This window comes from Pseudomonas donghuensis, from assembly GCF_000696345.2.
GTDB lineage: Bacteria > Pseudomonadota > Gammaproteobacteria > Pseudomonadales > Pseudomonadaceae > Aquipseudomonas > Aquipseudomonas donghuensis.
In genome coordinates this window covers 4,707,802-4,732,235 of record NZ_CP071706.1, presented here as the reverse complement: position 1 = coordinate 4,732,235, position 24,434 = coordinate 4,707,802, and the positions used below count along the sequence as shown (strand labels likewise).

Below are 24,434 nucleotides of genomic sequence, written 5' to 3'. Positions count from 1 at the left end.
CGACTTGCCCCGCGATCGATCCCCAAGCGAAGGTTATTCAGGCACCACCTCTTCGCGGGGCAAGCCCGCTTCCACGGCCAGCAGGGTATAGATGCACGGCAGCACGAACAGGGTGAACAAGGTGCCCACGGACATCCCGGTGGCGATTACCGTGCCGATGTCGAAGCGGCTGACCGCACCGGCGCCGGTGGCGAGAATCAACGGCACCATGCCAAACACCATCGCGGCGGTGGTCATCAGCACCGGGCGCAAGCGAATCGCCGCAGCTTCTTCCACTGCTTCGCGCGCACTGAGGCCTTTTTGCAGGCGCAACTGGTTGGCGAACTCGACGATCAGGATGCCGTGCTTGCTGATCAGCCCGATCAGGGTCACCAGCCCCACCTGGGTGTAGATGTTCATGCTCGAGATACCCAGGAACAGCGGAATCAACGCGCCGCAAATCGACAGCGGCACGGTTACCAGGATCACCAACGGGTCGCGGAAACTCTCGAACTGTGCCGCCAGCACCAGGAAGATGATCGCCAGGGCCAGGCCGAAGGTTACCCACAGGGCGCTGCCTTCCTGGACGAACTGACGCGCCGCGCCGCCATAGTCAAAGCCATAGCCCTCCGGGGCTTCTTCGCGGGCGATGCTGCGCACGGTATCCAGCGCCTCACCCATGCTGACCGTCGGGAAGCCCTGGATGATTACCGAGTTCAATTGCTGGAACTGGTTGAGCTGGCGCGGTCGGGCGCGGTCGCTGATGCTGATCAGGGTCGACAGCGGCAGCATCTGCCCTTGCTGGTTTTTTACGTAGTAGTTGTTCAGCCAGTCGGGGTTATCGCGGTAGGGCCGCTCGACCTGGGCGATGACCTTGTAGCTGCGCCCGTCGATGGTAAAGCGGTTGATCTCCGCTTCAGCCAGCAGCGTCGCCAGGGTACCGCCCAGGGCGTCCATCGACACGCCCATCTGCGCCGCCTTGGCCCGGTCGATATCGACCACCACCTCCGGCTTGTCGAAGGCCAGGTCGATGTCGAGGAAGGCGAATTTGCCAGAGGCCTGGGCGCGCGTCTTGACCCGCTCGGCGACCTCGAGCAGCGACGCATAGTCGTTGGCGGTGTTGATCACGAAGGCGAACGGCAGGCCTTCGCCAGTGCCTGGTAGCGAGGGCAGGTTGAAGCCGAAGATCTGCAGGCCGCTGATGCCCTCAAGCTTGGCCTGCACCAGCGGTAGCAGCTCCATCTGGGTGCGCTCGCGCTCATTCCAGGGCTTGAGCAAAAAGCCGCCGATGCCCGACTGCACGCCATTGAAGCCGTTGATCTGGAACGAAGAGTAATACTCGGGGAAGTCCTTGAAGATCGTGATGAACTCATCGGTATAGCTGTTCAGGTAGTCGAGGTTGGTCGGCTGTGGCGCGGTAGCCATCATGAAGATGACGCCCTGGTCTTCATCTGGCGCCAGTTCATTCTTGGTGAACATCAGGAACACCGGAATCAGGCACAGCACGATCAGCGCAAATACCAGCACCACCGGCCGTGTGTTGAGGGTGCCATGGAGGATTTTCTGGTAACGCTGCTTGAGCCGCTCGAACAGCACATCCAGGCGATGCGCCAGGCCCGTGGGATTCTGCTCGTGACGCAGGAGCAAGGCGCACATCATCGGTGACAGGGTCAGGGCGACGATGCCGGAGATCACCACGGCGCCGGCCAGGGTCAGGGCGAACTCCTTGAACAGCGCGCCGGTCAGCCCCTCCAGAAAGCCGATAGGGGCGTACACCGCGGCCAGGGTGATGGTCATCGACACCACCGGCATGGCGATCTCCCTGGCGCCTTCCAGGGCCGCTTCGTACGGCGATTTACCTTCTTCGATATGACGGTGGATGTTCTCCACCACGACAATGGCGTCATCGACCACCAGGCCGATGGCCAGCACCATCGCCAGCAGGGTCAGCAGGTTCAGTGAGTAGCCCATCAACTGCATGAAGAACAATACGCCGATCATCGACAGCGGAATGGTGACCACCGGGATCAGCACCGAGCGCAAGGCGCCGAGGAACAGGAAAACCACGACGATGACGATCAGCACCGCTTCGACCAGGGTTTTTACCACTTCGTTGATCGACGCCTGGATGAACAGTGTGGCGTCGTAGGCAATCGAGGACTTCAGGTTCGGCGGCAACTGGCTTTCAAGCTCGGGCATGAGCTTGCGCACCTCCTTGATCACCTCCAGCGGGTTGGCCGCCGGGGTAGCCTTGATGCCGATGTACACCGATGGCGTGCCGTCGAAGGAGCTGACCGTGTCGTAGTTCTCCGCGCCCATCTCGACCCGCGCCACATCGCCGAGCAGCACCCGGCTGTCGCCGCTGGTCTTGAGCGGGATCTTGGCGAAGGCTTCGGCGCTCTTCAGTTCAGTGGTGGCGTTGATGCTGGTGACGATGTATTCACCCTTGAGCTCGCCCGCCGCGGAAAGGAAGTTGTAGCCGCGCACCGCCTGGGTCACGTCATTGGCGCTCAGGCCGTAGCCTGCCAGCTTCACCGGGTCGATCCACAGGCGCATGGCGAACAGCTGGTTGCCGAGGATCTCGGCCTCGGCCATGCCGGGCAGGGTCGCAAGCTTGGGCTGGATCACCCGTGACAGGTAATCGGTGATTTGCGGGTTGCTCAGCTCGCTGCTGTAGAAGCTGATGTACATCAGCGCCGAGGCGTCGGCGACTTCCTTGCTCAGCACCGGGTCTTCGGCATCCTGGGGCAGCTTGTTCTTGACCTCGTTGGCCTTGGCCAGCAGCTCGGTGAACAGACGGTCGCTGTCTGAACCGATGCGTGCATAGATCGAGATCACCGAGAAGTTCTGCCGGCTCACCGAGGTCATGTAATCGATGCCTTCGGCGCTGGCCAGGCTCTGCTGCAGCGGTTGGGTGATGTAGCCCTGGATGGTCTCGGCGTTGGCTCCGGGGTAGGCGGTGGTCACCGTGATCAGGGCGTTTTCCATCTGCGGATATTGGCGGATCGGTAACTTGCTCCAGGCCTGGAAGCCCAGCAGCACGATCAGCAGGCTGACCACGCTGGCCAGCACCGGGCGGCGGATGAACGGATCGGTAAAGGCCATGGCGGTTCCTTGATCAGTTGCTGCGCGGCTGGCGGGTGGGGGCTTGCAGGGTCTTGTCCGGGCTGATGCTGATCGGCGCGCCCTGGGTGAGTTTCAGTTGGCCGGCGGTGACCACCGTTTCACCGGCCTTGAGCCCTTTGCTGATCACCACCAGGCCATCGCGGCGTTCACCGGTTTCCACGAAACGGCGCTCGGCGATCAGTGTCGCCTGGCCTTCGGGGGTGGCCTGTGGCTTGGCGTCCTCGGCCTTCTCGGGCTTTTTCGCCACGGCGACGTACACCGAGTTGCCGTAGAGCGTATAGGTGACCGCGCTTTCCGGCACCACCACCTGTAGCTGCGGATCGGGCAGCAGCACCTGCAGGCTGGTGAACATGCCGGGCAGCAGCTTGCCGTCGGGGTTGGCCAGGGTGGCGCGGACCTGCACGTTGCGGGTGCTGTCCTCAACCTTGGGGTTGATGGCGCTGAGGGTGCCGGGGAAGTTCTCCTGTGGGTAGGCGGCGACGTTGACCAGCACCTGCTGGCCAATGCTCAGCTTGGGAATCGACTGCTCGGGGACAAAGAAGTCGACGTAGAGGCTGCTCAGGTCCTGCAGGGTCGCGATGACTGTGCCGCTGGCCAGGTAGTCGCCGACGTCCACCTGGCGGATGCCGATGGTGCCGCTGAACGGTGCGTTGATGCTCTTTTTCGCCAGTGCGGCCTTGAGTTGTTCGACCACCGCCTTGGTGCGCTTGAACTGTGCGCTCAAGCGATCGAACTCGCCCTTGGAAATGGCCTGGCTGCCGACCAGCTGGCTGCCGCGGTTGTAATCGACCTGGGCCAGGCCCAGGTCGGCCAGGGCGGTACCCAGCAGCGCGGTTTCGACATCACTGTCCAGTTGCAGCAACAGCTGGCCCTTGCTGACCTGCTGCCCGGACTCGAACTGCAGGGCCTTGACCGTGCCGGCGATCTCCAGGCTCAGGTCGACCCCTTGCAGGGCCTTGAGGCTGCCCACTGCCGGCAAGCGGTTCTGCCAGGCGCGTTCGCTGGCCTCGGTCGCCGCCACGTTGATCGGTGGCTTGGGGGCCGCGAACATCTGGATCTGCTGATAGATGGCAAAGGCTTTGTAGCCCCCCAGGATCAGCACGAGCAGCAGGACAACACCCAACATGATCAGCATGCGGCGGCGCAGCATAGTCCAGTTCCTTGGAGACGAATTGTGGTTCGCTTGGCACGACGACGGGCGTCCCTGCCCACGTGCGATGTAGCCGAATATTACTCTGTTGACCGGGCCTGGGAAGCCTGTGTTCCCGGCTATTTTCAGGCCAGGTGCAGGTGGTTGTCCCAGAGCCCCGAGGGCAGTTGCAGCGGCTGGCCGATCAGCTCGTTTTTGCGGCAATCGTACAGGCGGCAACGGCCCTGTCCGGAGGTCACGACAAAACCGTCGGCCACGGCGCCGACGCCGGCGCAATCGGGCATCGGGGCGTCCAGGCGTACCTGGGCGCTGTCCAGGTCCCAGATGAACAAGCGGTTGGCCCGTGGTGCGGTCAGCGCCACCAGGCGCAGCTCATTGTGAACAGCGACGCTGGCGGTGTAGTGGGCCATTGACTGCAACTGATGCTCGGGCACCGGGAAGGCTTCGAATGCCTGGCCCGGACGTTTGATCGCCAGCAGTTCGGCCGTCTCGTGGCTGGCGCCCATGAACTGTTGGCCGGCGACGATGGTGCCGTCGGCGGCAATCGCCAGGTGGCGCACACTGTTCATCTGCTGGCCGAGTACCTCTTTGCTCAGCAGGGTACCGTCGCGCTGCATCAGCACCAGGCTTGGCTGCATGGCATCGAGGTTCATCTCCACCCGGCTTTCGGCCTCGGTGCGGATACCGCCGTTGGCCACCACCAGGGTCTCGCCGTCGGGCATCCACGACACCTGGTGCGGGCCGATGCCGTGGGTCGGGATTTCACCGCTGTGCTGCAGACGTTCGCCGTCGAACCGATACACCCCGAGCACGCCACGACCGGGGTCGGTGGTGTCGTTCTCGGTGGCATACAGCCATTCACCGCTCTTGTGGATCACCGCGTGGCCGTAGAAGTGCCGGTTCGGCTGCGAGGTGATGGTCTGCAGCAAGCGGCCATCGCGCAGGTCGATCAGGTAGCTCTCGGTGCCGGGGCGGCGGGCGACGAACAGGGCAATCGGCTGCTCGGGGTGGTTGATGATGTCGTGGCAACGCTGGCCCACCTGGGTGGCGAATACCTGGGTACCGTCCAGGCGGTAGCCGACGGCATAGTGCTTGCCGTCGCCATCGTCACGCGCCGAGAGCAGGAGCGGGGCGCTGCTCTTGTTGCGAAACAGGGCCCAGCCGCCGAGGGTGAGGGCGCTGAGCACAACGCTACCGAGTTTGAGAGCCTGGCGTCGCAACATGATCAGTCACCGTCGTTGGCATTGAAGCCCAGCTGGATGCCCAACGCCTTGGCCAGCTCGCCTTCGTGCAGGCGGTGGACGACGTTGAGGCTGTCGTAAATGGCGTTCAGTTGCTGGCGACCGGCTTCGTCGTCGAGCAACTCGCCCAGGGTTTTCTGGTTGCTGGCCAGCAGCTTGATCGCATTGGCGTAGGCGGCGTCGATCTTGTCGGCCAGGGCCTGCTGATCCTTGCCCAGCAGGCCACGCAGGCCTTTGTTGTCGACCCCGACCCAGACGGTCTGGGCCGCGTTCAGGCTGGCTTCCAGGCTTTTCAGCGAGGAGTGGCTGCGCCAGGCTTCGGCCTGCAGCGGCTGCGGGATGCCCTTGCTCAAGCGGCCCATCGGCGCGCCGAGCTTTTTCTTCAGGGTGTCCAGGGCGGTGACCTGGGCGCGCAGCAGGTCGGCAATGGCTTCGTGGGAGTCGGCATAGCGCTGGTTGGGGAACTTGGTCATCTGCGCCAGCATGCCATCGGTGCTGTTCCAGCCTTTGAGGATTTCTTCGGCCAGGGTCTTCTGGTGTTCGCCGATGGCCACCAGCAGCGGGCAGTAACGGGCTTTCTGTTCGGCGTTGGCGGCGTCCGGCTTGCTGTCGAAGAGGATGTACTCGTAAGCCGACAGGCCGCGCACGACGACACTGGATTTGCCCAGGGTTTCGGCATCGACCGGCGTGTCGGCATTGATCAGTTGCTCGACCTGACGACCGACCAGGTTCTTCTTGTCGGGCCAGAACTGCACCTGCCAGGCGCGGTTGCCTTCCGCCAGCGGGCCAATCAACAGCGGCTGCAGCTCGGCCCAGGCTTTTTGCGCATGGAGGAAGTCGGCGCGGGCAGTGGCCAGGTCCGCTTTGCCTTCACAGAAAGCCAGGGCACTGACGGCCAGTTGGCGGTCGGCTTCGACCCAGCGGCTGTAGGTCGGCAGGATCACCTGTTGGGCGATCGCCGCCGAGGTCAGCGCTTGCGGGTCTTGCGGCGAGCAGGCGCCGAGGGCGAGGGCGGCAAGGCTGGTGAACAACAGTTTGGGACGGAACATGCCCGGCTCCTTTGCTTAAAGTGAATTCAGAAAGGCCAGCAACGCGGCGCGCTGCTCGGCATTGAAGGTCAGTACGTGCTGCTTGGCCGCCTCGGCCTCGCCGCCGTGCCAGAGCACGGCTTCGAGCAGGTCGCGGGCGCGGCCATCATGAAGAAACTGGGTGTGACCGCTGACGGTCTGGTTCAAACCGATGCCCCACAGCGGCGGGGTGCGCCAGTCCTGGCCGCTGGCGGCGAACTCGGTGCGGTTATCCGCCAGGCCCGGGCCCATGTCGTGCAGCAGCAGGTCGCTGTAGGGGCGGATCAGCTGGCTGGCCAGCTCCGGCTCGGCGGCGTCGCTGGCGGTGGTGAACTGTGGCGTGTGGCAGCGTTGGCAACCGGCCTGGTGGAACAGGTTCTTGCCGGCCAGGACCTGGGTTGAATCGACGTCCTTGCGCACCGGCACCGCCAGGTTACGGGTGTAGAACAGCACCAGGCGCAGGATGTTGTCGCTGACTTCCTGCTCGCCATTGGCGCCGTTACCGTTGGCGGCGTTGAGGCAGTCGGTTTGCGCCGGGGTGCAATCGTCCATCGGCCGCAGGCTGGTGGTCAGGCCCATGTCACCGGAAAAGGCGTGGACATTCTGCTGATTGAGGTTTGGCTGCCCGGCCTTCCAGCCAAAGCGGCCGACTACGGTCTGGCCCAGGGTATCGTCCCAGACCCGGTTGGCGCGGCCACGGATGCCATCGCCATTAACGTCATCGGGGTCGGCGTTGGCCAGGATTGCCGCCTCAGGGATGGCTTCGAGCAGGCCCAGGCCGATCATCGGCGGGGCGACCCGGGCGGAGAATCGGGTGTCCGGGTGCATCGGGCCGTAGCCCAGCTGGCTGATCTGCAACCGCGGCGTGCGCAGCTCCACGTGCGTACCGTCCTTGAAGGTTACGGTGTGCGCATCGTATTCAACGCGCACCTTGCCTTCGGGGGCGACACCGGGCACTGCCATGTCCTGCAACTGACCACCATACACAGGCTCCGGGACGATGCCCAGTTGCTCGATGACCTTGGCGTACTGTGGTTGGTCAGAGATCGACAGGCGCACCAGCATCGACACCGAGTTGGCCGCGTTGGGCCCGGGCGGATGGCCGCGACCGTCCTTGATGTGGCAGTTCTGGCAGGCATTGGTATTGAACAGCGGGCCCAGGCCGTCGCGGGCAGTGGTGGTTGACGGCGCAATCACCCAGGGGCTGCGGAAAAAGCTGTTGCCGACGCTGAAGTCCAGGCGCCGGCTCGGCGGCAGGTTGGCCGAAGGCATGGAGTAGGCGTTCTGGTCGCGCTTGTTCACCGTGGCCTTGCCACCGGCCAGCGCCTCACCGGGCTCGGCCTGGGTGAAATGCGGGGCATCGTCGCAACCGGCCAGGAACAGGGCCAGAAGCAGGGGGCTGAGGCGGGAAAGCAACGAGGACATCAATAATCCTGGGGCTTGGGCAAAAAACCGGCGTGCAAGCTTAGCAGGCTCAGGGAAATTGAATAAGAGGGATTTGCGTTTGCTGGATGAAATCTATCGCGGGGTAAGCCAGCTCCTACAGTGGGAGCGGGCTTGCCCCGCGATAATGCGCATAAAAAAGACGACCCGAAGGCCGCCTTTGTTAACCGCTACTGAATCAGAACTCGTGATCAGCGCTGTCTGGCGCCAGGTTGGCAATCCCCAGCTTGCTTGCGGCCTGTTCGATCGCACCGGTCTGTTTGACCAGGGCGGCGATGGCGTCACGCACGATCTGGTTGCCGGCAGCGTTGTCGGCCGCGATCAGCTGGTCGTAGTGCTCGCCTTTGGCGGCGTGGTCGACCATGACCTGGATCTTGGCTTCGGTCGCTTCCAGGTCGGCCTTGAGGGTGGTGTCGGTAGCCGCGTCGACCTTGGCCACCAGCGACGACAGGCTTGGCCCAGTCAGCTTGGTGCCGTCGGTGCGGGTGTATTCGCCCAGGTAGACGTTGCGGATGCCCTTGGCGTCGTAGAAGTGCGAGTTGTGGGTGTTGTCGCTGAAGCAGTCCTGCTCGTCTTCAGGCGAGTTGGCTTCCAGGGAAACTTTCATGCGCTCGCCAGCCAGTTCGCCCAGCGACAGGCTGCCCATGCCGAACAGCATCTTGCGCAGGCCGTCGTTGACAGGCTCGGCTTCGAGGGTGGCGCGGTAGTTGGTGGCGACGTTCGGCGCCCAGTTGCCGACCATTTCTTCGAGGTCATTGACCAGCAGTTGGGTCACGGCTTTCAGGTAGGCGCGACGGCGTTCGTTGTGGCCGCCGGTAGCGCCCTTGCCTTCCAGGTAGTCGGAGGCAGGGCGGGCGCCAGCGCCTGGGCCGGAGCCATTCAGGTCCTGGCCCCAGAGCAGGAATTCGATGGCGTGGTAGCCGGTGGCGACGTTGGCTTCGGAGCCGCCCAGCTCGTTCAGGCTGGCCAGTTTCTCCGGGGTGATGTCCTTGACGTCGATCTTGTCTTCGCCGACCTGCACTTGCAGGTTGGCGATGATGTTGGCGGTCGCGCCAGGGTTGCCCAGGGCGTGCTCGTAGCTCTTATCGACGTAATCGATCAGGCCTTCGTCCAGCGGCCAGGCGTTCACCTGACCTTCCCAGTCGTCGATGATGGTGTTGCCGAAGCGGAACACTTCACTCTGCAGGTACGGCACGCGTGCGGCGACCCAGGCGGCCTTGGCGGCGTTCAGGGTTTCGTCGTTGGGCTTGGCGAGGAAGGCGTCGATGGCGGTTTGCAGGGTCTTGGCGGTGCTCAGCGAGTCGCTGTAGACGGCATGGACCATGTCGGCGTAATGCTTGACCACGGCCTTGGCCGCTGCCTCGTCAACGGCGCCAGCAGGTGCGGCAGCCGAGGTGGTGGCGGCCGGAGTTTGCGGTGCGGCGGCCTTGTCCTTGTCCTTGCTGTCGCCGCAACCGGCGAGAGAGATGGCAATGGCCAACAGACTGGCGGTGGCCAGAGGCATACGAATCATGGCGAATTCCTGCGTCGAGAGGTTGGACAAGCGTACCGGGGCACGCAAAACTGCAACATAATGCGAAAGATTTGCATTTTGTGTAAAGGGGCAGTCACGTAAATATTCAAATGCGTGTTTTTGTCACTTCTGGCGATGCGGACGGGGGTTACAGAATCGAAACCTGGTTGCGCTGCGCCTGTTTCAGGAACGCGGTCAACTCCCGGGCTGGCAGTGGTTTGCTGTAGTGATAGCCCTGACCTTCATGGCAACCCTGGGCAATGATGTAGGCCTCCTGTTCAGCCGTCTCCACGCCCTCGGCGATCACCTGCATGCCCAGGCTCTTGCCCAGCTGAATGATGGCGCGAACGATGGTGGCATCGTCGTCGTCATCGAGCAGGTCCTGGACGAAGCTCTTGTCGATCTTGATCTTGTCCAGCGGCAGCGATTTCAGGTAGCTGAGCGAGGAGTAGCCGGTACCGAAGTCGTCAATGGCGATCAGCGCCCCGGAGCGGCGCAGGCTCAGCAGGTGCTGGGCGGCGGTGCTGATGTCTTCCATCAGGCCGGTTTCGGTGACCTCCAGCTCCAGGCTGCGCGGTGGCAGGCGGTAGATCTGCAGCAGGTTGTTGACCACCCGCGGCAGCTCGTTGTGGTGCAGTTGCACGGTCGACAGGTTGACCGCCATGCGCAGTTCGCTGAAGCCCTGGTCATGCCAGTCGCGCAGTTGCCGGCAGGCCTGGTCGAGTACCCACTCGCCGATGGTGATGATGTTGCCGTTCTGCTCGGCCAGAGGGATGAACTGGTCGGGCGGGACCATGCCCAGCTCCGGATGCTGCCAGCGCAGCAGCGCCTCGACGCCGACCACGCGGTGGTCGCGGTAGCTGATCTGCGGTTGATAGACCAGAAACAGCTGGTTGCGCGGCAGGGCTTCGCGCAGGTCTTTTTCCAGCTCGCGACGGCGGCGCATCTCGCTGTCGACGCTGGCGATGTAGAACTGGTAGCGGTTGCGTGAGCGGGCCTTGGCCAGGGTCATGGTCTGCTCGGCTTTTTGCAGCAGCTTCTCGGTGCTGTCGCCGTCTTCGGGGAACAGGGTGATGCCGATGGTGGCGCGCAGGCGGATTTCCTGATGGTCGAGCGCGAACGGCGCCTCGAGGTCATCGAGAATGCTCTGGGCCAGTTCTGCCGCTTCGTAGGGCTGCTCGATATCGGCCTGGACCAGGGCGAACTGGTCGCCACCCAGGCGTGCCAGGGCGCCAAGCCGGCCACTGTGGGCGCGCAGGCGATCGGCCAGGGCCAGCAGCAACTGGTCGCCGGCCTGGTAGCTGAATTGCTCGTTGATGCTCTTGAAGTCATCCAGGCCGACACACAGCACTGCCACCCGGCGTTGCAGGCGACCGGCGTCGATCAGGATCTTGTCCAGTTGCTGCTGTAATTGCTGGCGATTGGGCAGGCCGGTGAGAAAGTCGTATTGGGCCATGCGCAGCAGGCTGTTCTCGGCCTCGTGACGCAGGTGGGTGTTGCGCTCGATCGACGCCAGCAATTGGTTGGCGGTATTGACCCACAAGCCCAGCTCGTTCTTTTCGTGGCCCTTGATCAGCGGCAACTGATGCTGGCTGGGGCGGTCGGGGTTGATCTGGGTGAGGTGCTCGATGATCTTCGACAGCGGCTTGGTCAGCATCCAGTGATAGACCAGGTACAGCACCAGGCCCATGGCCAGGGCGCGCAGCACACCGGAAATGAAGATGATCACCGAACTGACCAGAAAGCCCTCGCCATAGGACGCGGTGTCGAGGGTGATGCTCAGGTCGCCGTAATATTCGCTGTAGGGGCCACGGCCGACCAGCTGGGTGGTGAAGCTGCGTTCCTGGCCGAGAATCAGGTCGGTCAACCAGCGGCTGGAGACTTCCTGCAGCGGGCGGGATTTTTCCGCCAGCATGGTTTCATTGGGATGGCCGATGGCGGCCATGCGCACGGACTCGTCCTGGAACAAGCCCTCCATGACCTGCATGCCCATTTCCTTGTCCAGGCTGTACACCGCCTGGGTTGAAGGATCACGGAACATGTCGAGGATCCGTTGGGCGTCATTGGCGACGGCCTGGCGGGTCTTGTAGGCATCGAAGACGATCTGCGCACAACTGAGAACTACACCGACGACCAACGCCGAGAGCAGTACTACCCTGAGCAACTTGACCGATAAGCTGTTCTTGAGTTCCAGCTTCAATGGGGTTTCCTTAATCCATGCGCATGGCATCATTTTGCCATCAAACTTGGCAATCCACTATCGGCCGTCAACAGGACTTCTCCAGCTCCGTGAGGGTGCATTTTTGCCCCTGGAGCAGGTTGGGTGCCTGCCGTCACTGTATCGGTTGCCCGGCCTTGCGACTTTAATCCGTGGGAAAGAGTTTCCCAACGTTTGATGTTAGCGTGCTCTGCGTGCGCGGCAAGATGCACGGCGCGGGAATAGGATGAAAAATGTTGCAGCATCGGCGCCCATAAAAAAGCCCACCGCTAGGGTGGGCTTCTCGGTCGCTCGATACCGGATCACGCGTATCGATCAGCAGCCGTCTCAGGCAGTGAAGGTCTTGCCTTCGAACTGCTCGGCAACGAACTTCCAGTTGACCAGGTTCCAGAACGCCTCGACGTACTTCGGACGCAGGTTGCGGTAGTCGATGTAGTAGGCGTGTTCCCAGACGTCGCAGGTCAGCAGCGGGGTATCGCCGCTGGTCAGCGGGTTGCCGGCGCCGATGGTGCTGGCCAGGGCCAGGGAACCGTCGGCTTTTTTCACCAGCCAGCCCCAACCGGAACCGAAGGTGCCGACCGACGTCTTGGTGAACTCTTCCTTGAACTTGTCGAAGGAGCCGAACGCGGCGTTGATGGCTTCAGCCAGGGCGCCGGTTGGTTGGCCGCCGGCGTTTGGCGCCAGGCAGTTCCAGTAGAAGGTGTGGTTCCAGACCTGAGCGGCGTTGTTGAAGATACCGCCCGAGGAGGTCTTGACGATCTCTTCCAGGGTCTTGCCTTCGAACTCGGTGCCAGGCACCAGGTTGTTCAGGTTCACGACATAGGTGTTGTGGTGCTTGTCGTGGTGGTATTCCAGGGTTTCCTTGGAAATGTGCGGCTGCAGGGCGTCGTGGGCGTAAGGCAGCGGCGGCAATTCAAAAGCCATGGTGATTCTCCTAATCAGGTCTGTTGCGGTGAGCGCAAGGCCGATCACGGGCGGCCGGTGTGCGTCGGCGAGTCTGTACTCTTTGCGACGCAAGGGCTGGATCATAGCACCGGGCCCGGTGCTTAACCACGCAACAAGTGTACGGGAAAGAGGTTCCAGAGCCTTTGCCGGTGCCGGACGAGCGGCGCCTCAGGTAAAGATCAGCTGCGCCGCCACGGCAAACATCATCACCGCCACCATCAGGTCGAGCAGCCGCCAGGTCCCAGGCCGCGCCAGCCACGGGGCCAGCCAGGCGGCGCCCAGGGCCAGGGTGAAGAACCACAGCAGCGAGGCGCTGGCGGCGCCGGCCACGTAGGCGCCGGGCACGGTTTGCTGGGCGCCCAGTGAGCCGATCAGCAACACGGTGTCGAGGTACACATGCGGGTTGAGCAAGGTCACCGCCAGGGCACTGAGCAGCACTGCCCGGCGCGAGCGCAGGCCCTGGCCTTCGCCTTGCTGCAGGCTTTGTTGCGAGCAGGCCCGCAACAAAGCCTTGCCGCCGTACCAGAGCAGAAATACTGCACCGCCCCAGCGTGCCACGGCCAGCAGGGTCGGGTTCTGCGCCAGTACCGTGGCCAGGCCGAACACTCCGGCCGCCACCAGGATGGCGTCGCAGACCACGCACAGCGCCGCCACCGGCAGGTGATGTTCACGGCGCAGGCTTTGCGCCAGGACAAAGGCGTTTTGCGTGCCGATCGCCATGATCAGGCCGAAGGCGACCAGCAGGCCGTTCAGGTAGCTTTGCCACATAGGGAGGACTCCACGGACGCCCGCAGGGCGCGGGCGCAAATACAAAGAAGATGCTGGCCATTGTGGGGATGTCATCTGTATAAGAAAAACAAATAAAGCTGATCAGGCATTAGGAAAAATAATGTTCGATTACAAACTGCTTTCTGCCCTCGCTGCCGTCATCGAGCAGGCCGGTTTCGAGCGTGCCGCCCAGGTGCTGGGCCTGTCGCAGTCGGCGATTTCCCAGCGCATCAAGTTGCTTGAAGCGCGGGTCGGCCAGCCGGTGCTGGTGCGCGCCAACCCGCCAAGCCCCACCGATGTTGGCCGGCGCTTGCTCAACCATGTGCAGCAGGTGCGCCTGCTTGAACGCGACCTGCAGAGCCAGGTGCCGGCGCTGGACGAGGAGGGTATGCCGGAGCGTTTGCGCATTGCCCTGAACGCCGACAGCCTGGCGACCTGGTGGGCCGCTGCGGCGGGTGAGTTCTGCGCTGACCAGCAGGTGCTGCTGGACCTGGTGGTGGAAGACCAGGAAGTCGGCCTCAAGCGCATGCGAGCCGGTGAAGTGGCCGCCTGCCTGTGCGGCAGCGAACGGCCGGTGGCGGGCGCCCGCAGCCTGTTGCTTGGTGCTATGCGCTACCGTGCCCTGGCCAGCCCGGCGTTCATGGCCCGCTACTTTCCTTCGGGCTTTGATGCCGGCCGTTTGTCGCGTACCCCGGCGCTGGTGTTCGGGCCGGATGATTTTCTCCAGCACCGTTACCTGGCGTCCCTGGGTATTGAGGACGGTTTCCTGCATCACCTGTGTCCGTCGTCCGAGGGCTTTTTGCGCATGACCGAAGCGGGCCTGGGCTGGGGGCTGGTGCCGGAACTGCAGGTACGCGACCAACTGGCCAGCGGGCGTCTGGTAGAAATATCGGCGGATAAACCCATCGACGTGCCCTTGTACTGGCATCATTGGCGCAATGGCGGGCAGTTGCTTGGCCAACTGACGGAGCACCTGCGCCTCACGGCCGGGCAATGGCTGGTGCCCTTGTAGGCACGGGCGGCGTCAGCAGTATCTGAAAAACCTGTTTTAGGCGGAGTGCTACATGCGAATTCTGGTCACCGGCGCGAGCGGCTTCATCGGCGGGCGCTTTGCGCGCTTTGCCTTGGAGCAGGGCTTTGACGTTCGGGTCAACGGCCGCCGCGCCGAAGGTGTCGAGCACCTGGTGCGACGCGGCGCGCAGTTCATCCCGGGTGACCTCAACGACCCGGACCTGGCCCGGCGCCTGTGCCAGGGCGTCGAAGCCGTGGTGCATTGCGCGGGTGCCGTGGGCAACTGGGGGCGCTATCAGGATTTCTACCAGGGCAACGTGGTGGTGACTGAAAACGTGGTGGAAGCATGCCTTAAAGAGCATGTGCGGCGGCTGGTGCACTTGTCTTCGCCGTCGATCTGTTTCAATGGCCGCTCGCAGTTGGGCATCACTGAAGAGCAGGTGCCGCGGCGCTTCCATAACCATTACGGGGCAACCAAGCACCTGGCCGAGCAGAAGGTCTTCGGCGCTCAGGAGTTCGGCCTCGAAGTGCTGGCCCTGCGTCCACATTTTGTCACTGGCGCTGGCGACGTGAGCATCTTCCCGCGCTTGTTGCAGATGCAGCGCAAGCGGCGTTTGGCAATCATCGGCAATGGTTTGAACAAGGTCGACTTCACCAGCGTGCAGAACCTCAACGAGGCGTTGGTCAGTGCCTTGCTCGCCGACGAGGCCGCGCTGGGCCAGGCCTACAACATCAGCAATGGCCACCCGTTGCCATTGTGGGATGTGGTCAATTATGTAATGCGACAAATGCACCTGCCGCAGGTCACCCGTTACCGTTCCTACGGCCTGGCCTACAGCCTTGCGGCCTTGAACGAAGGTGCCTGCCTGCTCTGGCCTGGCCGTCCGCAACCGACCCTGTCGCGCTTGGGCACGCAGGTGATGAGCAAGGACTTCACGCTCGACATCAGCCGCGCCCGGCAGTTGCTTGATTACCGCCCCAGCGTCAGCCTGTGGTCGGCACTGGATGAGTTCTGTGGCTGGTGGAAAGCCCAGGACCTTCCGTCCGGCAAGGACTGAACCGGACCAGGGCTTTGCGGTCGATCAGTGCGCTGATCAGGCTTTATACTACTGACCATTTGCTATCACCGTGGTTGAAGGGATCCCATGCGTAACGATGCTCCAGATGATTTCGATAACGTGCCGACCTTGAGTGCCGGTAGCCGTGATGACGATGATTTCGTCCCGGTAGCGGGTGTGCGTCGTGGCGGGCCGGCAGCTTCGCGTGCTCAGCCCAAGGCCGCGAGCAGCGGCCCGTTGTGGGCATTGCTCGGCGCCTCGTTCATTGCTCTGGCTGGCCTTGGCTGGTGGAGCTTCCAACAGATTTCCCTGATGGAGCAGCAACTGGTTGCCACCCAGGAGAGTTTCGCCCGCATCAGTGAAGATGCGGCGGGACGCCTGCAGGCGATCAGCGGCAAGGTTGCGGCCAGCGAGACCAGTGTCAGCACCGACAGCGAAGCCCTGAAGCTGCAGATCAGGCAGCTGCAGGCGAGCCTGGCCGAGCAGGGCAAGCAACAGCAGGGTGTGGCCGGGCAGACCGGCGATCTGGGCAAGCGACTGGAGCAGGTGTTGGCTCAGGCCAGCGAGCAGCAGGCGGCCAATGCCAAGTTGCAGGAGCAGTTGCAGGCACAGCTCAAGCGGGTAAATGACGAGTTGGCGGCATTGAAGACGGCCCAGGTCGATGGCGGCAAGCTCGATGGTGAGCTCAAGAGCCTGAGCGCAGATGTGGCGACGCTGAAGAAACAGGGCAACCCGGCGGCGGCGATCCAGCGCCTGGAGCAGGACCTGATCGTGCTCAAGAGCGAACAGGAGAACCGCCCGGCGCCTGCGGCCAGTGGCGGTGCGTCAACGGCGGAGTTCGATGCGTTTCGTGGCCAGGTGACTCGAAACATCAATACCTTGCAAAGCCAGGTGCAGAACCTGCAACAGCAGATCAATACCCGGCCTTGAGGGCCTCATCGCGGGACAAGCCCGCTCCCACAGAGATCACCACTGTTCCTGTGGGAGCGGGCTTGCCCCGCGATGCGTTCAGCACCTACATCCGCGGATAATCGATGTAACCCACCGGCCCCTTGGCGTAGAAGGTCTCCGGGTGCGGCTCGTTCAGCGGTGCATCGGCTGCCAGGCGGGCTGGCAGGTCCGGGTTGGCAATGAACGGAATACCGAAGGCCACCGCATCGGCTTTACCACTGGCCAGCGAAGCGTTGGCGCTGGTCTTGGTGAAGCGCTCGTTGACGATGTACGGGCCGCCAAAAGCCTGCTTGATCAGCGCGCCAATGCTGTCGTCGGCTTCTTTCTCTCGCGAGCAGATAAAGGCAATGCCGCGCTTGCCCAGTTCCCGGGCAACATAAGTAAAGGTTTCGGCACGGTTGGCATCGCCCATGTCATGGGAATCGGCCCGTGGCGCCAGGTGCACGCCGACCCGTTGTGCGCCCCAGACGTCGATCACGGCGTCGGTCACTTCCAGCAGCAGCCGTGCGCGGTTTTCCAGCGAACCACCGTACTGGTCGTTGCGCTGGTTGGTGCTGCTCTGCAGGAACTGGTCGATCAGGTAACCATTCGCCGCATGCACTTCGACGCCGTCGAAACCGGCCGCCTTGGCGTTCTCGGCACCGGTGCGGTAGGCCTCGACGATATCGGCGATTTCTGCGCTTTCCAGTGCCCGTGGCGTCGGGTAGTCGGCCAGTGGGCGCACCAGGCTGACATGGCCTTTGGGCTGGATTGCACTCGGTGCCACCGGGGTTTCGCCGTTGAGGTAGCTCGGGTGCGAGATGCGCCCCACATGCCACAGCTGCAGGAAGATCCGCCCGCCGGCGCCATGCACCGCCTTGGTGACGTTGGTCCAGCCGCGCACCTGATCGTTGGACCAGATCCCCGGGGTGTCCGGGTAGCCGACGCCCATGGGCGTTACCGAAGTGGCTTCGCTGAGGATCAGCCCGGCACTGGCCCGTTGTACGTAGTACTCGGCCATCAGCGCGTTGGGTACCCGGCCTTCATCGGCGCGGCAGCGGGTCAGCGGGGCCATGATGATGCGGTTCGGCAGTTTGAGGTCGCCGAGGGTGATCGGATCGAAAAGAGTCGTCATAAATACCTCAAGGCCTATCAGTGAGTGGCAGGTGCCAGTTCGGCTTTGTTACCGCCCTGGCTGAAAGTGATCAGGGTGACGATCAACGCCAGCACCGCCAGCGCTGCGGCGGCCAGGGGCACGCGGGTCAGGCCCAGGCCCTGGGCGATGACAGTGCCGCCAACCCAGGCGCCCAGGGCATTGCCCAGGTTGAAAGCGCCGATGTTCAGGGTCGAGACCAGGTTCGGGGCGGCCTTGCCGAAGGTCACCACGTTGACCTGCAGGGCGGGGACCGCGGCAAAGGCTGCAGTGGCCCAGAGGAACAGGGTGATTTCTGCCGGGATCAGGGCGACGCTGGTCCAGCTCAATACGGTGGAGACCACCGCCATGCTGGCGAACACGCCGACCAGGGTGGCGCCCAGGCGTTTGTCGGCGAGCTTGCCGCCGAGGATGTTGCCCAGGGTCAGGCCCAGGCCGATCAGCAGCAGGGTCCAGGTCACGCCCCGTGGCGAAACGCCGGTGACGTCTCCGAGCAGCGGTGCAACATAGGTGAACAGGGCGAACATCGAGGCCGAGAACAGTACGGTCATCGACAGCGACAGCCAGATGCCGGCGCCTTTGAGCGCGGCAAGTTCGGCGCGCATGTCGAGAGCCTCTTCGTCATGCCGGAACGGCAGGAAGCGGATCAGACCGATCAGTGCGACGACGCCGATCACCGTCACTGCCCAGAAGGTCGAGCGCCAGCCGTATTCCTGGCCCAGCGCGGTACCCAGCGGCACACCCAGCACGTTCGCCAGGGTCAGGCCGGTGAACATCAAGGCGACCGCCGAAGCACGGCGGTTGGCCGGCACCAGGCTGGCGGCCACCACCGAACCGATACCGAAGAAAGCACCATGGCACAGGGCGGTCACCACCCGGGCGAACATCAGCAGGTTGTAGTCGCTGGCCACCGCACATAGCAGGTTGCCGACGATGAACACGCCCATCAGTGCGATCAGCGCCGCTTTACGTGGCAGGCGCGAGGTGGCCAGGGCCATGAACGGCGCACCGATGGCCACGCCCAGGGCGTAGCCGGTGACCAGCCAGCCGGCACCGGGAATCGATACACCCAGGTCTGCCGCCACATCCGGCAACAGACCCATGATGACGAACTCGGTGGTACCGATGGCGAAGGCGCTGAGCGCCAGGATTATCAGCGAAAGGGGCATTGCAAGGTCCTTGTCAGAGCTCTTGGCTCATCTGCTTGAGGAACGCCTGGATGGTGTCCTCGTTGCGTTTGAAAAAATGCCATTGGCCAATCTTCTGGCTGCTGATCAGGCCGGCGCGCTGCAAGGTCGCCAGGTGGGCGGAGACGGTCGACTGCGACAGGCCGCAGCGTTGATCGATCTGCCCGGCACACACACCGTGTTCGGTGCTGTGGTGCTGGTCGGGAAACTGCGCGTCGGGGTCCTTCAGCCAGTTGAGGATTTCTCGCCGTACTGGGTGGGCCAGGGCTTTTATTATTTCGTCGAGATCGAGAGGCATGGTTGGGCTCGTGGTGTGTGTAGCGGTATATCGCGATGGGGCGAAATATAAATCGGTATTTCGCGATATACAAATATGATGTGGTTCTGAGCTCAGCGTAAATCGCTATATCGGGTTATAACGATATAGATGGCGGGGTGCTAGAATCCCAGTCCATGAACTACCTCGCACACCTTCACCTCGGCGGTCAGCAGCCCGAGCAATTGCTCGGCAGCCTTTATGGCGATTTTGTCAAAGGGCCGCTGCAGGGGCGCTTCGCCCCGTCACTGGAGGCAGCGATCCGCCTGCACCGGCAGATCGACGTCTACACCGACAGCCATCCACTGGTGCTGGCGGCGCTGGCGCGTTTCCCGCAGCAGCGGCGGCGTTATGCCGGGATCATCCTCGATGTGTTTTTCGACCATTGCCTGGCCTTGCACTGGCAGGATTATGCCGAGCAGCCGCTGGGCCAGTTCACTGACCGCGTGTACCGCGTGCTTGCCGCCGAGCCGGCCTTGCCCGGGCGCCTGGCGCAAATCGCGCCGTACATGGTCGCCGATGACTGGTTGGGGTCTTACCGCGAATTCTCGGTGCTCGAACAGGTGTTTCGCGGCATTGCCCGGCGCCTGTCGCGGCCCGAAGGCATGGACGGCGCGCTGGAGGAGGTGGCGGCGCTGTACCAGCCGTTGCTGGATGACTTTCGCAATTTCTATCCGCAGTTGCAGCGCTTTGCCCGCGCCAATACCTAGGCAGCCCTGGCCCGGCGTTGCGCCTGGGCAGCCGGCTCGCAACCGAACAATGCCTGCTGGATCGCCTGCTGCGCCTTGAAGGCCAGGGCGGCGCGTTCTTCACCGGTACTGGCAATTGGCGCCAGCAAATGGATCTCGACCTCGGCGCAGTCATTGCTGAACAGGCGCAGCAGGTGCGAGAGCAGATCATCGTCACCAATAAACGGCGCGATCGAATCGGCTTGTCCACTGCGCAGGTAGCGCAGGGCTACCGGCTGCAGCGGTGTCTGCGTGTCGATGGCGCTGGCCAGCAGGCGGCCGTGAAAGGTGCGCAGGCTGCGCCCGTCAGTGGTGGTTCCTTCGGGGAAGATCAGCAGCGGGCAATCCTGTTGCAGGTGCTGGCTGATCTGTTTGCGCAGCAGTTGGCTGTCGTTGCCGCCACGCCGGATGAACAGGGTACCGGCCTTGTGTGCCAGCCAGCCGGCCACCGGCCAGGTACGCACTTCGGCCTTGGACAAAAACGACAGCGGCGCAAGCATGCCCAGCAAAGGAATATCCGTCCAGGACACGTGGTTGCTGACCCACAGCATCGGCTGGCGTGGCAGTTGGCCCACCACTCGCACCTTGAACGGCAGGGCATTGCTCAGTTTGCCCATGAACAGTTGCGACCAACGCTGGCGGCGCTCGGTCGAGGCCGGCACGCGTAGGCGTTCATAAAGGCTGAACAGGGCTGCCATGGCCAGGCCGAACAGCACCACCAGCAGCACCCGGGCTACGCGTGCATAGACGCGCAGGCGCTGCATCAGACCGCCGCCTTGAAGTGACGGGCATAACGCGGGCACAGTTCGTCGCGCTTGAGCAGGATGAACACGTCGGCGACCTGGAAGTCTTCGTCCCAGCATGGCTCGCCACAGATCTTCGCCCCCAGGCGCATGTAGGCCTTGAGCAGCGGCGGCATTTCGGCGATGACGTTGTTCGGCAGGGCCAGGCTCGGCAGTGGCTTCTTCGGTTCGGCGCGCAGGTGCTCGGTGCACAGGTAGCGTTCGCGCAGGCGCTGCATGATCGCGTGGGCCTGTACACCGCCGTCCTGCATGGGAATGCTGGCGCAGCCCATCAGGTAGCTGTAGCGGCCTTCGTTGAGCACTTCGGCCAGCTCCGCCCAGAGCACGGCGATGGTGCCGCCGTTGCGGTAGGCCGGATCGACGCAGGTGCGACCCAGTTCGAGAATCGGCCCTTGCAGGTGGCCGAGGCCGTGCAGGCTGAATTCCTCTTCGCTGTAAAAGCGCCCCAGGCTGCTGGCAGCCTGATGGTCGAGCAGACGAGTGGTGGCGACCAGGCGCCCGCTAGTGAGATCGCGCACGCCGATGTGGCGGCAATGAATGTCGTAGTCATCCATGTCCAGGCCCAGTTCGGCGCCTTTGAGTTTGGCCTTGAATTCACCGCTGAATACGCTGAAACGAAGGGCCTGTGCTTCCTGCAGGGCTGCCGGGCCGACCAGGCGTTCGGCTTGCAGACGGCGTTCAGTGCTGTTGTCGCCAGAGCGAGCGATCCGAGTCATTGCGTGTCTCCATAAGCCAGCCATGGGGTTGCGGCCGGTCGACTTTGTTGTGCAAGCTCAGCCTAGGTAGATGCGGTGTCACCCCCGTGAATGTTTGGTGATGCTTGTATGACAGCCCCTCAAGGAGCGCTTCGATGGCCTGGCTGCAACGACTCAACGATCGACACAGACAACCCCTTGCGGCCACGCTGGCCGATACCTATTCCAGCCTGCTGGCACGCCTGGGTGCGGTTAGCCCGTTCGACCTGGCGGTGCTCGGTGGGCGGGCGATGAGCACCCCGGGCCTGGCCTTCCTGGTCGGCTACCAGGCGGCGCTGCGGGTGCTGTGGCCCAGTGCGCCGCAGAGCCTTGGTGCCCTGTGCGCCAGTGAGCGGCGCAGCGTGCGCCCGGCGGACATGCAGGTGCGTCTGGATGATTTGCGCCTGAGCGGCAGCAAGGACTTTGTCACTGCCGGGCTCGATGCCGAGTGGCTGCTGGTGGCGGCGCGCTGCGAAGCGCAGGGGCAGCCAGTAGAACTGAGCCTGGCGGTGGTCTACGCCGGTGAACCGGGCGTGCGCCTCGAATCGCTGCCGGCCTTGCCGTTGATGCCGGAAGTCGGTCATGCCCGCCTGCATCTGCAAGGAGCGTTGTGCGAGCGCTTGGCGGGGGACGGCTGGGATGCCTACGTCAAACCCTTCCGCTCGCTGGAAGATCTTTATGTGCTCAGTGCCCTGTGTGCCTGGCTCTATGGCGTCGGCCAGGAAACGGGCTGGCCGCAAAACCTGCAATTGCGCCTGATCAGTCTGCTCGGCGCGTGCGCTGAAAGCACTCGCCAGTGCGCCGACACCTCGGCCAGCCATTTGCTGCTGGGCGGTCTGTTTGCCCAGTTCAACAGCTTGAAAGATGAACTCAATCAGGCACTGCTGGCAAGCCCAGGCGAGTGGGCAAGCCTGTGGCAACGCGATCAGGGCCTGCTAGAGATCGCCAGTGCGGCCCGCGCCAAACGCCTGGCCAAGGCCTGGGCCGCCGCCGGATTGTCATGAAACGCTGGCAGGCTGGGCGAACCCTGGCCTTGAGTAAGCGGCATGCGCAACGCGGTGTGGTGGATGCTGGCTGTTTTCGCCTTCAGCAAGGCCGTTTCGGCCGAGGAGTACTGGCCAGTACCTGATTGGACGGTGGCGAACGATGCCAACCGAAGCGCCTGGCAGGCGGTTGAACGCTATGCCTTCGCCCCACGCGATGACCAGCAACGTCAGGGCGTGCGCAGCGACGCGCTGCTGGTGATCGCCGACGGGCGCATAGTCTATGAGCACTATGCCGCGCCCAGCACCGCTAAAACCGCGCACCTGACCTGGTCGATCAGCAAGAGCGTGCTGGCGACCCTGCTGGGTGTCGCCCACGCCGAGGGCCGCTTTGACCTGCAGGATCCGGTTGCGCGTTTCTACGCGCCGATGCGTGCCCACCCCCACGTGCGCATCCAAGATCTGCTGCACTGGGCCAGCGGCCTGGACTGGCAGGAAGATTACGAATACGCGCCGCTCAAGTCCTCGGTAGTGGCCATGCTCTACACTCGCGGGCGCGGCGATATGGCCGGCTACACGGCGGCCAGGCCCGAGGCGGCCAGCCCTGGGCAACGCTTTCTCTATTCCAGCGGTGACAGTAACGTGCTGGCGGCGGCCTTGCGCGGTATGGTCGGCGATGCGGGATATGCGCAGTACCCCTGGCACGCCTTGTTTGAACCGCTGGGGATCGCCAGTGCGGTCTGGGAGCGTGACGCCAGTGCCACCTTGGTGGGTTCTTCCTATCTGTACATGAGCGCTCGCGACCTGGCGCGCGTTGGCCTGTTGATGCTGCGCGAAGGTCGTTGGCAAACGCGACAATTGTTGTCCAGCGCTTGGGTCGACTTCAATCGCCAGCCGTTCCTGCAAGCCACGGCCCAACCCGGTGAGGCTAACCCGGGCGGGCACTGGTGGCTTAATCAACCTTTGCCCGGCAGCCCGCCACCCTGGCCGGATGCGCCAGCTGACACGTATGCGGCCCTGGGGCATTGGGGCCAGGCACTGTATGTGCTGCCGGCGCGCAAGTTGCTGATCGTCCGCTACGCCGATGACCGCGACGCCAGCTTTGCCCATAACGAGTTGCTCAAGCGGGTACTGGCAGCAGTCGACAAGGTGCGGCCATGACGCGCGTGTTGCTGGTACTGGCGCTGCTGGCTGGCGGTTGGGCCTGGTACGAACGCCAGGCGCTGGCGGATTTCCCCGGCATCCTCAGTGCCTACTCGGCCAAGGAGTACTGTTCGTGCCGCTATGTCATGAATTTCGACGAACATTATTGTCGGGGCTATGTGCGCCAATACCTGCCGTTGAGTCGCCTGGATGAAGACGCGCAGCAGCGGCTGGTCAGCGCTGCCGGCCTGGGGGTCGAGAATCGTGCGCAGTGGCAGGGCCCGCGCGAGGGCTGTCGCTTGCTGCCGTGAAGGCAGCCGGGTAAGGTTGACGACCATTGTGTTACAGGATTTCACATGTTCAGTCTGTCGCGTCTTCTGCTTGCCCTGCTGGTCGTTCTCAGTCTCCCTGCCCAGGCCAACTGGCACCTGGACGGCGAATCGTCACGCCTGTCATTTGTCTCCAGCAAGAACGGTGACACCGCTGAGGTGCATCGTTTCCTCGTTCTGCATGGCAAGGTCGATCGCAAGGGCGCCGCCGAGCTGCAGGTCGAGATGGACTCCAACAACAGCGGCGTGCCGCTGCGTGACGAACGCATGCGCAAGGAACTGTTCGAGTTCGCCAAGTTCCCCGAAGCCAAGGTCAGCGCGCAGATCGACCTGCGCCCGATCAACGACCTGGCCAATGGCGCCCAGGTGGAACTGCGCCTGCCGCTGACTGTCAGCCTGCATGGCAAGCAGCACAACTACAGCGCCCTGCTGCTGGCCACCCGCCTGGATGACCGGCGCTTTCAGGTGGTGACCCTGGAACCGTTGATGTTGCGCGCCGATGATTTCGATCTGCTCCCCGGCCTTGCCACCTTGCGCAAGCTGGCCGGGCTCAAGTCCATCAGCCCGTCGGTGCCGGTGGCCGCGGTGCTGATCTTCACGGCGCGTTGA

At 63.4% G+C, this 24,434-nt stretch carries 22 protein-coding genes; 8 read left to right on the top strand and 14 right to left on the bottom strand.

Translation table 11 applies throughout. The annotated features are described in order from the left end of the window. Window positions 1-33: 33 nt before the first annotated feature. The 9 genes from BV82_RS21940 to BV82_RS21900 all read right to left on the bottom strand — a co-directional run bounded on the left by BV82_RS21940 (window position 34) and on the right by BV82_RS21900 (window position 13,450). Window positions 34-3,084: a multidrug efflux RND transporter permease subunit gene (locus BV82_RS21940; RefSeq protein WP_036996770.1), complete on the bottom strand. Its 3,051-nt coding sequence runs from the start codon at window positions 3,082-3,084 to the stop codon at window positions 34-36. A 13-nt stretch (window positions 3,085-3,097) separates the two neighbouring features. Then, window positions 3,098-4,255, bottom strand: coding sequence for an efflux RND transporter periplasmic adaptor subunit (locus BV82_RS21935; protein ID WP_036996768.1), 1,158 nt, complete (start codon window positions 4,253-4,255; stop codon window positions 3,098-3,100). Between the two features lie 125 nt (window positions 4,256-4,380). Then, window positions 4,381-5,478: a DUF1513 domain-containing protein gene (locus BV82_RS21930; protein ID WP_036996766.1), complete on the bottom strand. Its 1,098-nt coding sequence runs from the start codon at window positions 5,476-5,478 to the stop codon at window positions 4,381-4,383. A gap of 2 nt (window positions 5,479-5,480) precedes the next feature. Next, window positions 5,481-6,545: an imelysin family protein gene (locus tag BV82_RS21925; RefSeq protein ID WP_036996764.1), complete on the bottom strand. Its 1,065-nt coding sequence runs from the start codon at window positions 6,543-6,545 to the stop codon at window positions 5,481-5,483. Between the two features lie 15 nt (window positions 6,546-6,560). Next, window positions 6,561-7,988, bottom strand: a complete 1,428-nt coding sequence (locus BV82_RS21920) for a di-heme oxidoreductase family protein (RefSeq protein WP_036996761.1) — start codon at window positions 7,986-7,988, stop codon at window positions 6,561-6,563. Between the two features lie 196 nt (window positions 7,989-8,184). Further along, window positions 8,185-9,519, bottom strand: a complete 1,335-nt coding sequence (locus BV82_RS21915) for an imelysin family protein (RefSeq protein ID WP_036996758.1) — start codon at window positions 9,517-9,519, stop codon at window positions 8,185-8,187. 148 nt (window positions 9,520-9,667) lie between these two features. Beyond that, window positions 9,668-11,749 (bottom strand): putative bifunctional diguanylate cyclase/phosphodiesterase, encoded by a 2,082-nt coding sequence (locus BV82_RS21910; protein ID WP_374045286.1) that lies wholly within the window; start codon window positions 11,747-11,749, stop codon window positions 9,668-9,670. Window positions 11,750-12,064: 315 nt separating this feature from the next. Next, window positions 12,065-12,661 (bottom strand): superoxide dismutase, encoded by a 597-nt coding sequence (locus BV82_RS21905; protein ID WP_010220832.1) that lies wholly within the window; start codon window positions 12,659-12,661, stop codon window positions 12,065-12,067. A gap of 189 nt (window positions 12,662-12,850) precedes the next feature. After that, on the bottom strand, window positions 12,851-13,450 hold the full coding sequence (locus tag BV82_RS21900; RefSeq protein WP_010220834.1) for a LysE/ArgO family amino acid transporter: 600 nt from the start codon (window positions 13,448-13,450) through the stop codon (window positions 12,851-12,853). A gap of 121 nt (window positions 13,451-13,571) precedes the next feature. Between BV82_RS21900 and BV82_RS21895 the strand changes: the two genes are divergently transcribed. The 3 genes from BV82_RS21895 (at window position 13,572) to BV82_RS21885 (ending at window position 16,449) form a co-directional block, all read left to right on the top strand. Beyond that, entirely contained in the window at window positions 13,572-14,462 is an 891-nt protein-coding gene (locus tag BV82_RS21895; protein ID WP_036996756.1) for a LysR family transcriptional regulator ArgP, read from the top strand. A gap of 52 nt (window positions 14,463-14,514) precedes the next feature. Further along, window positions 14,515-15,519: an NAD-dependent epimerase/dehydratase family protein gene (locus BV82_RS21890; RefSeq protein WP_036996754.1), complete on the top strand. Its 1,005-nt coding sequence runs from the start codon at window positions 14,515-14,517 to the stop codon at window positions 15,517-15,519. 87 nt (window positions 15,520-15,606) lie between these two features. Next, window positions 15,607-16,449: a hypothetical protein gene (locus BV82_RS21885; RefSeq protein WP_010220840.1), complete on the top strand. Its 843-nt coding sequence runs from the start codon at window positions 15,607-15,609 to the stop codon at window positions 16,447-16,449. An 85-nt stretch (window positions 16,450-16,534) separates the two neighbouring features. On the opposite strand, the gene BV82_RS21880 is transcribed toward BV82_RS21885, so the two are convergent. From BV82_RS21880 to BV82_RS21870, 3 genes are read right to left on the bottom strand one after another with little or no spacing between them, the layout of a single operon-like run. Continuing rightward, the gene (locus BV82_RS21880) at window positions 16,535-17,584 is read right to left on the bottom strand and encodes an alkene reductase (RefSeq protein WP_010220841.1); all 1,050 of its coding nucleotides are present in this window, start codon (window positions 17,582-17,584) and stop codon (window positions 16,535-16,537) included. 17 nt (window positions 17,585-17,601) lie between these two features. Beyond that, window positions 17,602-18,771 (bottom strand): MFS transporter, encoded by a 1,170-nt coding sequence (locus tag BV82_RS21875; protein ID WP_036996752.1) that lies wholly within the window; start codon window positions 18,769-18,771, stop codon window positions 17,602-17,604. A gap of 13 nt (window positions 18,772-18,784) precedes the next feature. Continuing rightward, on the bottom strand, window positions 18,785-19,087 hold the full coding sequence (locus BV82_RS21870) for an ArsR/SmtB family transcription factor (RefSeq protein ID WP_010220843.1): 303 nt from the start codon (window positions 19,085-19,087) through the stop codon (window positions 18,785-18,787). 155 nt (window positions 19,088-19,242) lie between these two features. Between BV82_RS21870 and BV82_RS21865 the strand changes: the two genes are divergently transcribed. Continuing rightward, window positions 19,243-19,815, top strand: coding sequence for an acyl carrier protein phosphodiesterase (locus tag BV82_RS21865; protein ID WP_036996750.1), 573 nt, complete (start codon window positions 19,243-19,245; stop codon window positions 19,813-19,815). On the opposite strand, the gene BV82_RS21860 is transcribed toward BV82_RS21865, so the two are convergent. Continuing rightward, window positions 19,812-20,597, bottom strand: coding sequence for a lysophospholipid acyltransferase family protein (locus BV82_RS21860; protein WP_010220845.1), 786 nt, complete (start codon window positions 20,595-20,597; stop codon window positions 19,812-19,814). The genes BV82_RS21865 and BV82_RS21860 overlap by 4 nt on opposite strands. Beyond that, window positions 20,597-21,352, bottom strand: a complete 756-nt coding sequence (olsB, locus tag BV82_RS21855; protein WP_036996749.1) for an L-ornithine N(alpha)-acyltransferase — start codon at window positions 21,350-21,352, stop codon at window positions 20,597-20,599. The genes BV82_RS21860 and olsB overlap by 1 nt, the downstream gene beginning before the upstream one ends. A gap of 134 nt (window positions 21,353-21,486) precedes the next feature. On the opposite strand from olsB, the gene BV82_RS21850 reads away from it, so the two are divergent. From BV82_RS21850 to BV82_RS21835, 4 genes are all read left to right on the top strand, one after another. Then, window positions 21,487-22,374 carry an acyl-CoA dehydrogenase middle domain-containing protein gene (locus BV82_RS21850; RefSeq protein ID WP_010220847.1) on the top strand — a complete coding sequence of 296 codons (888 nt, stop codon included), beginning with the start codon at window positions 21,487-21,489 and terminating at the stop codon, window positions 22,372-22,374. Between the two features lie 63 nt (window positions 22,375-22,437). Next, a complete protein-coding gene (locus BV82_RS21845; RefSeq protein ID WP_100782581.1) occupies window positions 22,438-23,514 on the top strand; it encodes a serine hydrolase domain-containing protein in 1,077 nt (358 codons plus the stop codon). Then, window positions 23,511-23,807 carry an amidase gene (locus BV82_RS21840; protein WP_010220849.1) on the top strand — a complete coding sequence of 99 codons (297 nt, stop codon included), beginning with the start codon at window positions 23,511-23,513 and terminating at the stop codon, window positions 23,805-23,807. Before BV82_RS21845 ends, BV82_RS21840 begins: the two co-directional genes overlap by 4 nt. Window positions 23,808-23,852: 45 nt before the next feature. After that, complete coding sequence (locus BV82_RS21835; RefSeq protein ID WP_010220850.1) at window positions 23,853-24,434, top strand: YceI family protein; 582 nt, start codon at window positions 23,853-23,855, stop codon at window positions 24,432-24,434.

Excerpts from the sequence above, each read along its gene's own strand:
- BV82_RS21880 (WP_010220841.1), bottom strand. The coding sequence starts at position 17,584 with ATGACGACTCTTTTCGATCCGATCACCCTCGGCGACCTCAAACTGCCG.
- BV82_RS21925 (WP_036996764.1), bottom strand. The coding sequence starts at position 6,545 with ATGTTCCGTCCCAAACTGTTGTTCACCAGCCTTGCCGCCCTCGCCCTC.
- BV82_RS21870 (WP_010220843.1), bottom strand. The coding sequence starts at position 19,087 with ATGCCTCTCGATCTCGACGAAATAATAAAAGCCCTGGCCCACCCAGTA.
- BV82_RS21895 (WP_036996756.1), top strand. The coding sequence starts at position 13,572 with ATGTTCGATTACAAACTGCTTTCTGCCCTCGCTGCCGTCATCGAGCAG.
- BV82_RS21920 (WP_036996761.1), bottom strand. The coding sequence starts at position 7,988 with ATGTCCTCGTTGCTTTCCCGCCTCAGCCCCCTGCTTCTGGCCCTGTTC.
- BV82_RS21900 (WP_010220834.1), bottom strand. The coding sequence starts at position 13,450 with ATGTGGCAAAGCTACCTGAACGGCCTGCTGGTCGCCTTCGGCCTGATC.
- BV82_RS21930 (WP_036996766.1), bottom strand. The coding sequence starts at position 5,478 with ATGTTGCGACGCCAGGCTCTCAAACTCGGTAGCGTTGTGCTCAGCGCC.
- BV82_RS21860 (WP_010220845.1), bottom strand. The coding sequence starts at position 20,597 with ATGCAGCGCCTGCGCGTCTATGCACGCGTAGCCCGGGTGCTGCTGGTG.
- BV82_RS21835 (WP_010220850.1), top strand. The coding sequence starts at position 23,853 with ATGTTCAGTCTGTCGCGTCTTCTGCTTGCCCTGCTGGTCGTTCTCAGT.
- BV82_RS21865 (WP_036996750.1), top strand. The coding sequence starts at position 19,243 with ATGAACTACCTCGCACACCTTCACCTCGGCGGTCAGCAGCCCGAGCAA.
- BV82_RS21840 (WP_010220849.1), top strand. The coding sequence starts at position 23,511 with ATGACGCGCGTGTTGCTGGTACTGGCGCTGCTGGCTGGCGGTTGGGCC.
- BV82_RS21915 (WP_036996758.1), bottom strand. The coding sequence starts at position 9,519 with ATGATTCGTATGCCTCTGGCCACCGCCAGTCTGTTGGCCATTGCCATC.
- BV82_RS21910 (WP_374045286.1), bottom strand. The coding sequence starts at position 11,749 with ATGCCATGCGCATGGATTAAGGAAACCCCATTGAAGCTGGAACTCAAG.
- BV82_RS21885 (WP_010220840.1), top strand. The coding sequence starts at position 15,607 with ATGCGTAACGATGCTCCAGATGATTTCGATAACGTGCCGACCTTGAGT.
- olsB (WP_036996749.1), bottom strand. The coding sequence starts at position 21,352 with ATGACTCGGATCGCTCGCTCTGGCGACAACAGCACTGAACGCCGTCTG.
- BV82_RS21905 (WP_010220832.1), bottom strand. The coding sequence starts at position 12,661 with ATGGCTTTTGAATTGCCGCCGCTGCCTTACGCCCACGACGCCCTGCAG.
- BV82_RS21875 (WP_036996752.1), bottom strand. The coding sequence starts at position 18,771 with ATGCCCCTTTCGCTGATAATCCTGGCGCTCAGCGCCTTCGCCATCGGT.
- BV82_RS21845 (WP_100782581.1), top strand. The coding sequence starts at position 22,438 with ATGCTGGCTGTTTTCGCCTTCAGCAAGGCCGTTTCGGCCGAGGAGTAC.
- BV82_RS21940 (WP_036996770.1), bottom strand. The coding sequence starts at position 3,084 with ATGGCCTTTACCGATCCGTTCATCCGCCGCCCGGTGCTGGCCAGCGTG.
- BV82_RS21850 (WP_010220847.1), top strand. The coding sequence starts at position 21,487 with ATGGCCTGGCTGCAACGACTCAACGATCGACACAGACAACCCCTTGCG.
- BV82_RS21935 (WP_036996768.1), bottom strand. The coding sequence starts at position 4,255 with ATGCTGCGCCGCCGCATGCTGATCATGTTGGGTGTTGTCCTGCTGCTC.
- BV82_RS21890 (WP_036996754.1), top strand. The coding sequence starts at position 14,515 with ATGCGAATTCTGGTCACCGGCGCGAGCGGCTTCATCGGCGGGCGCTTT.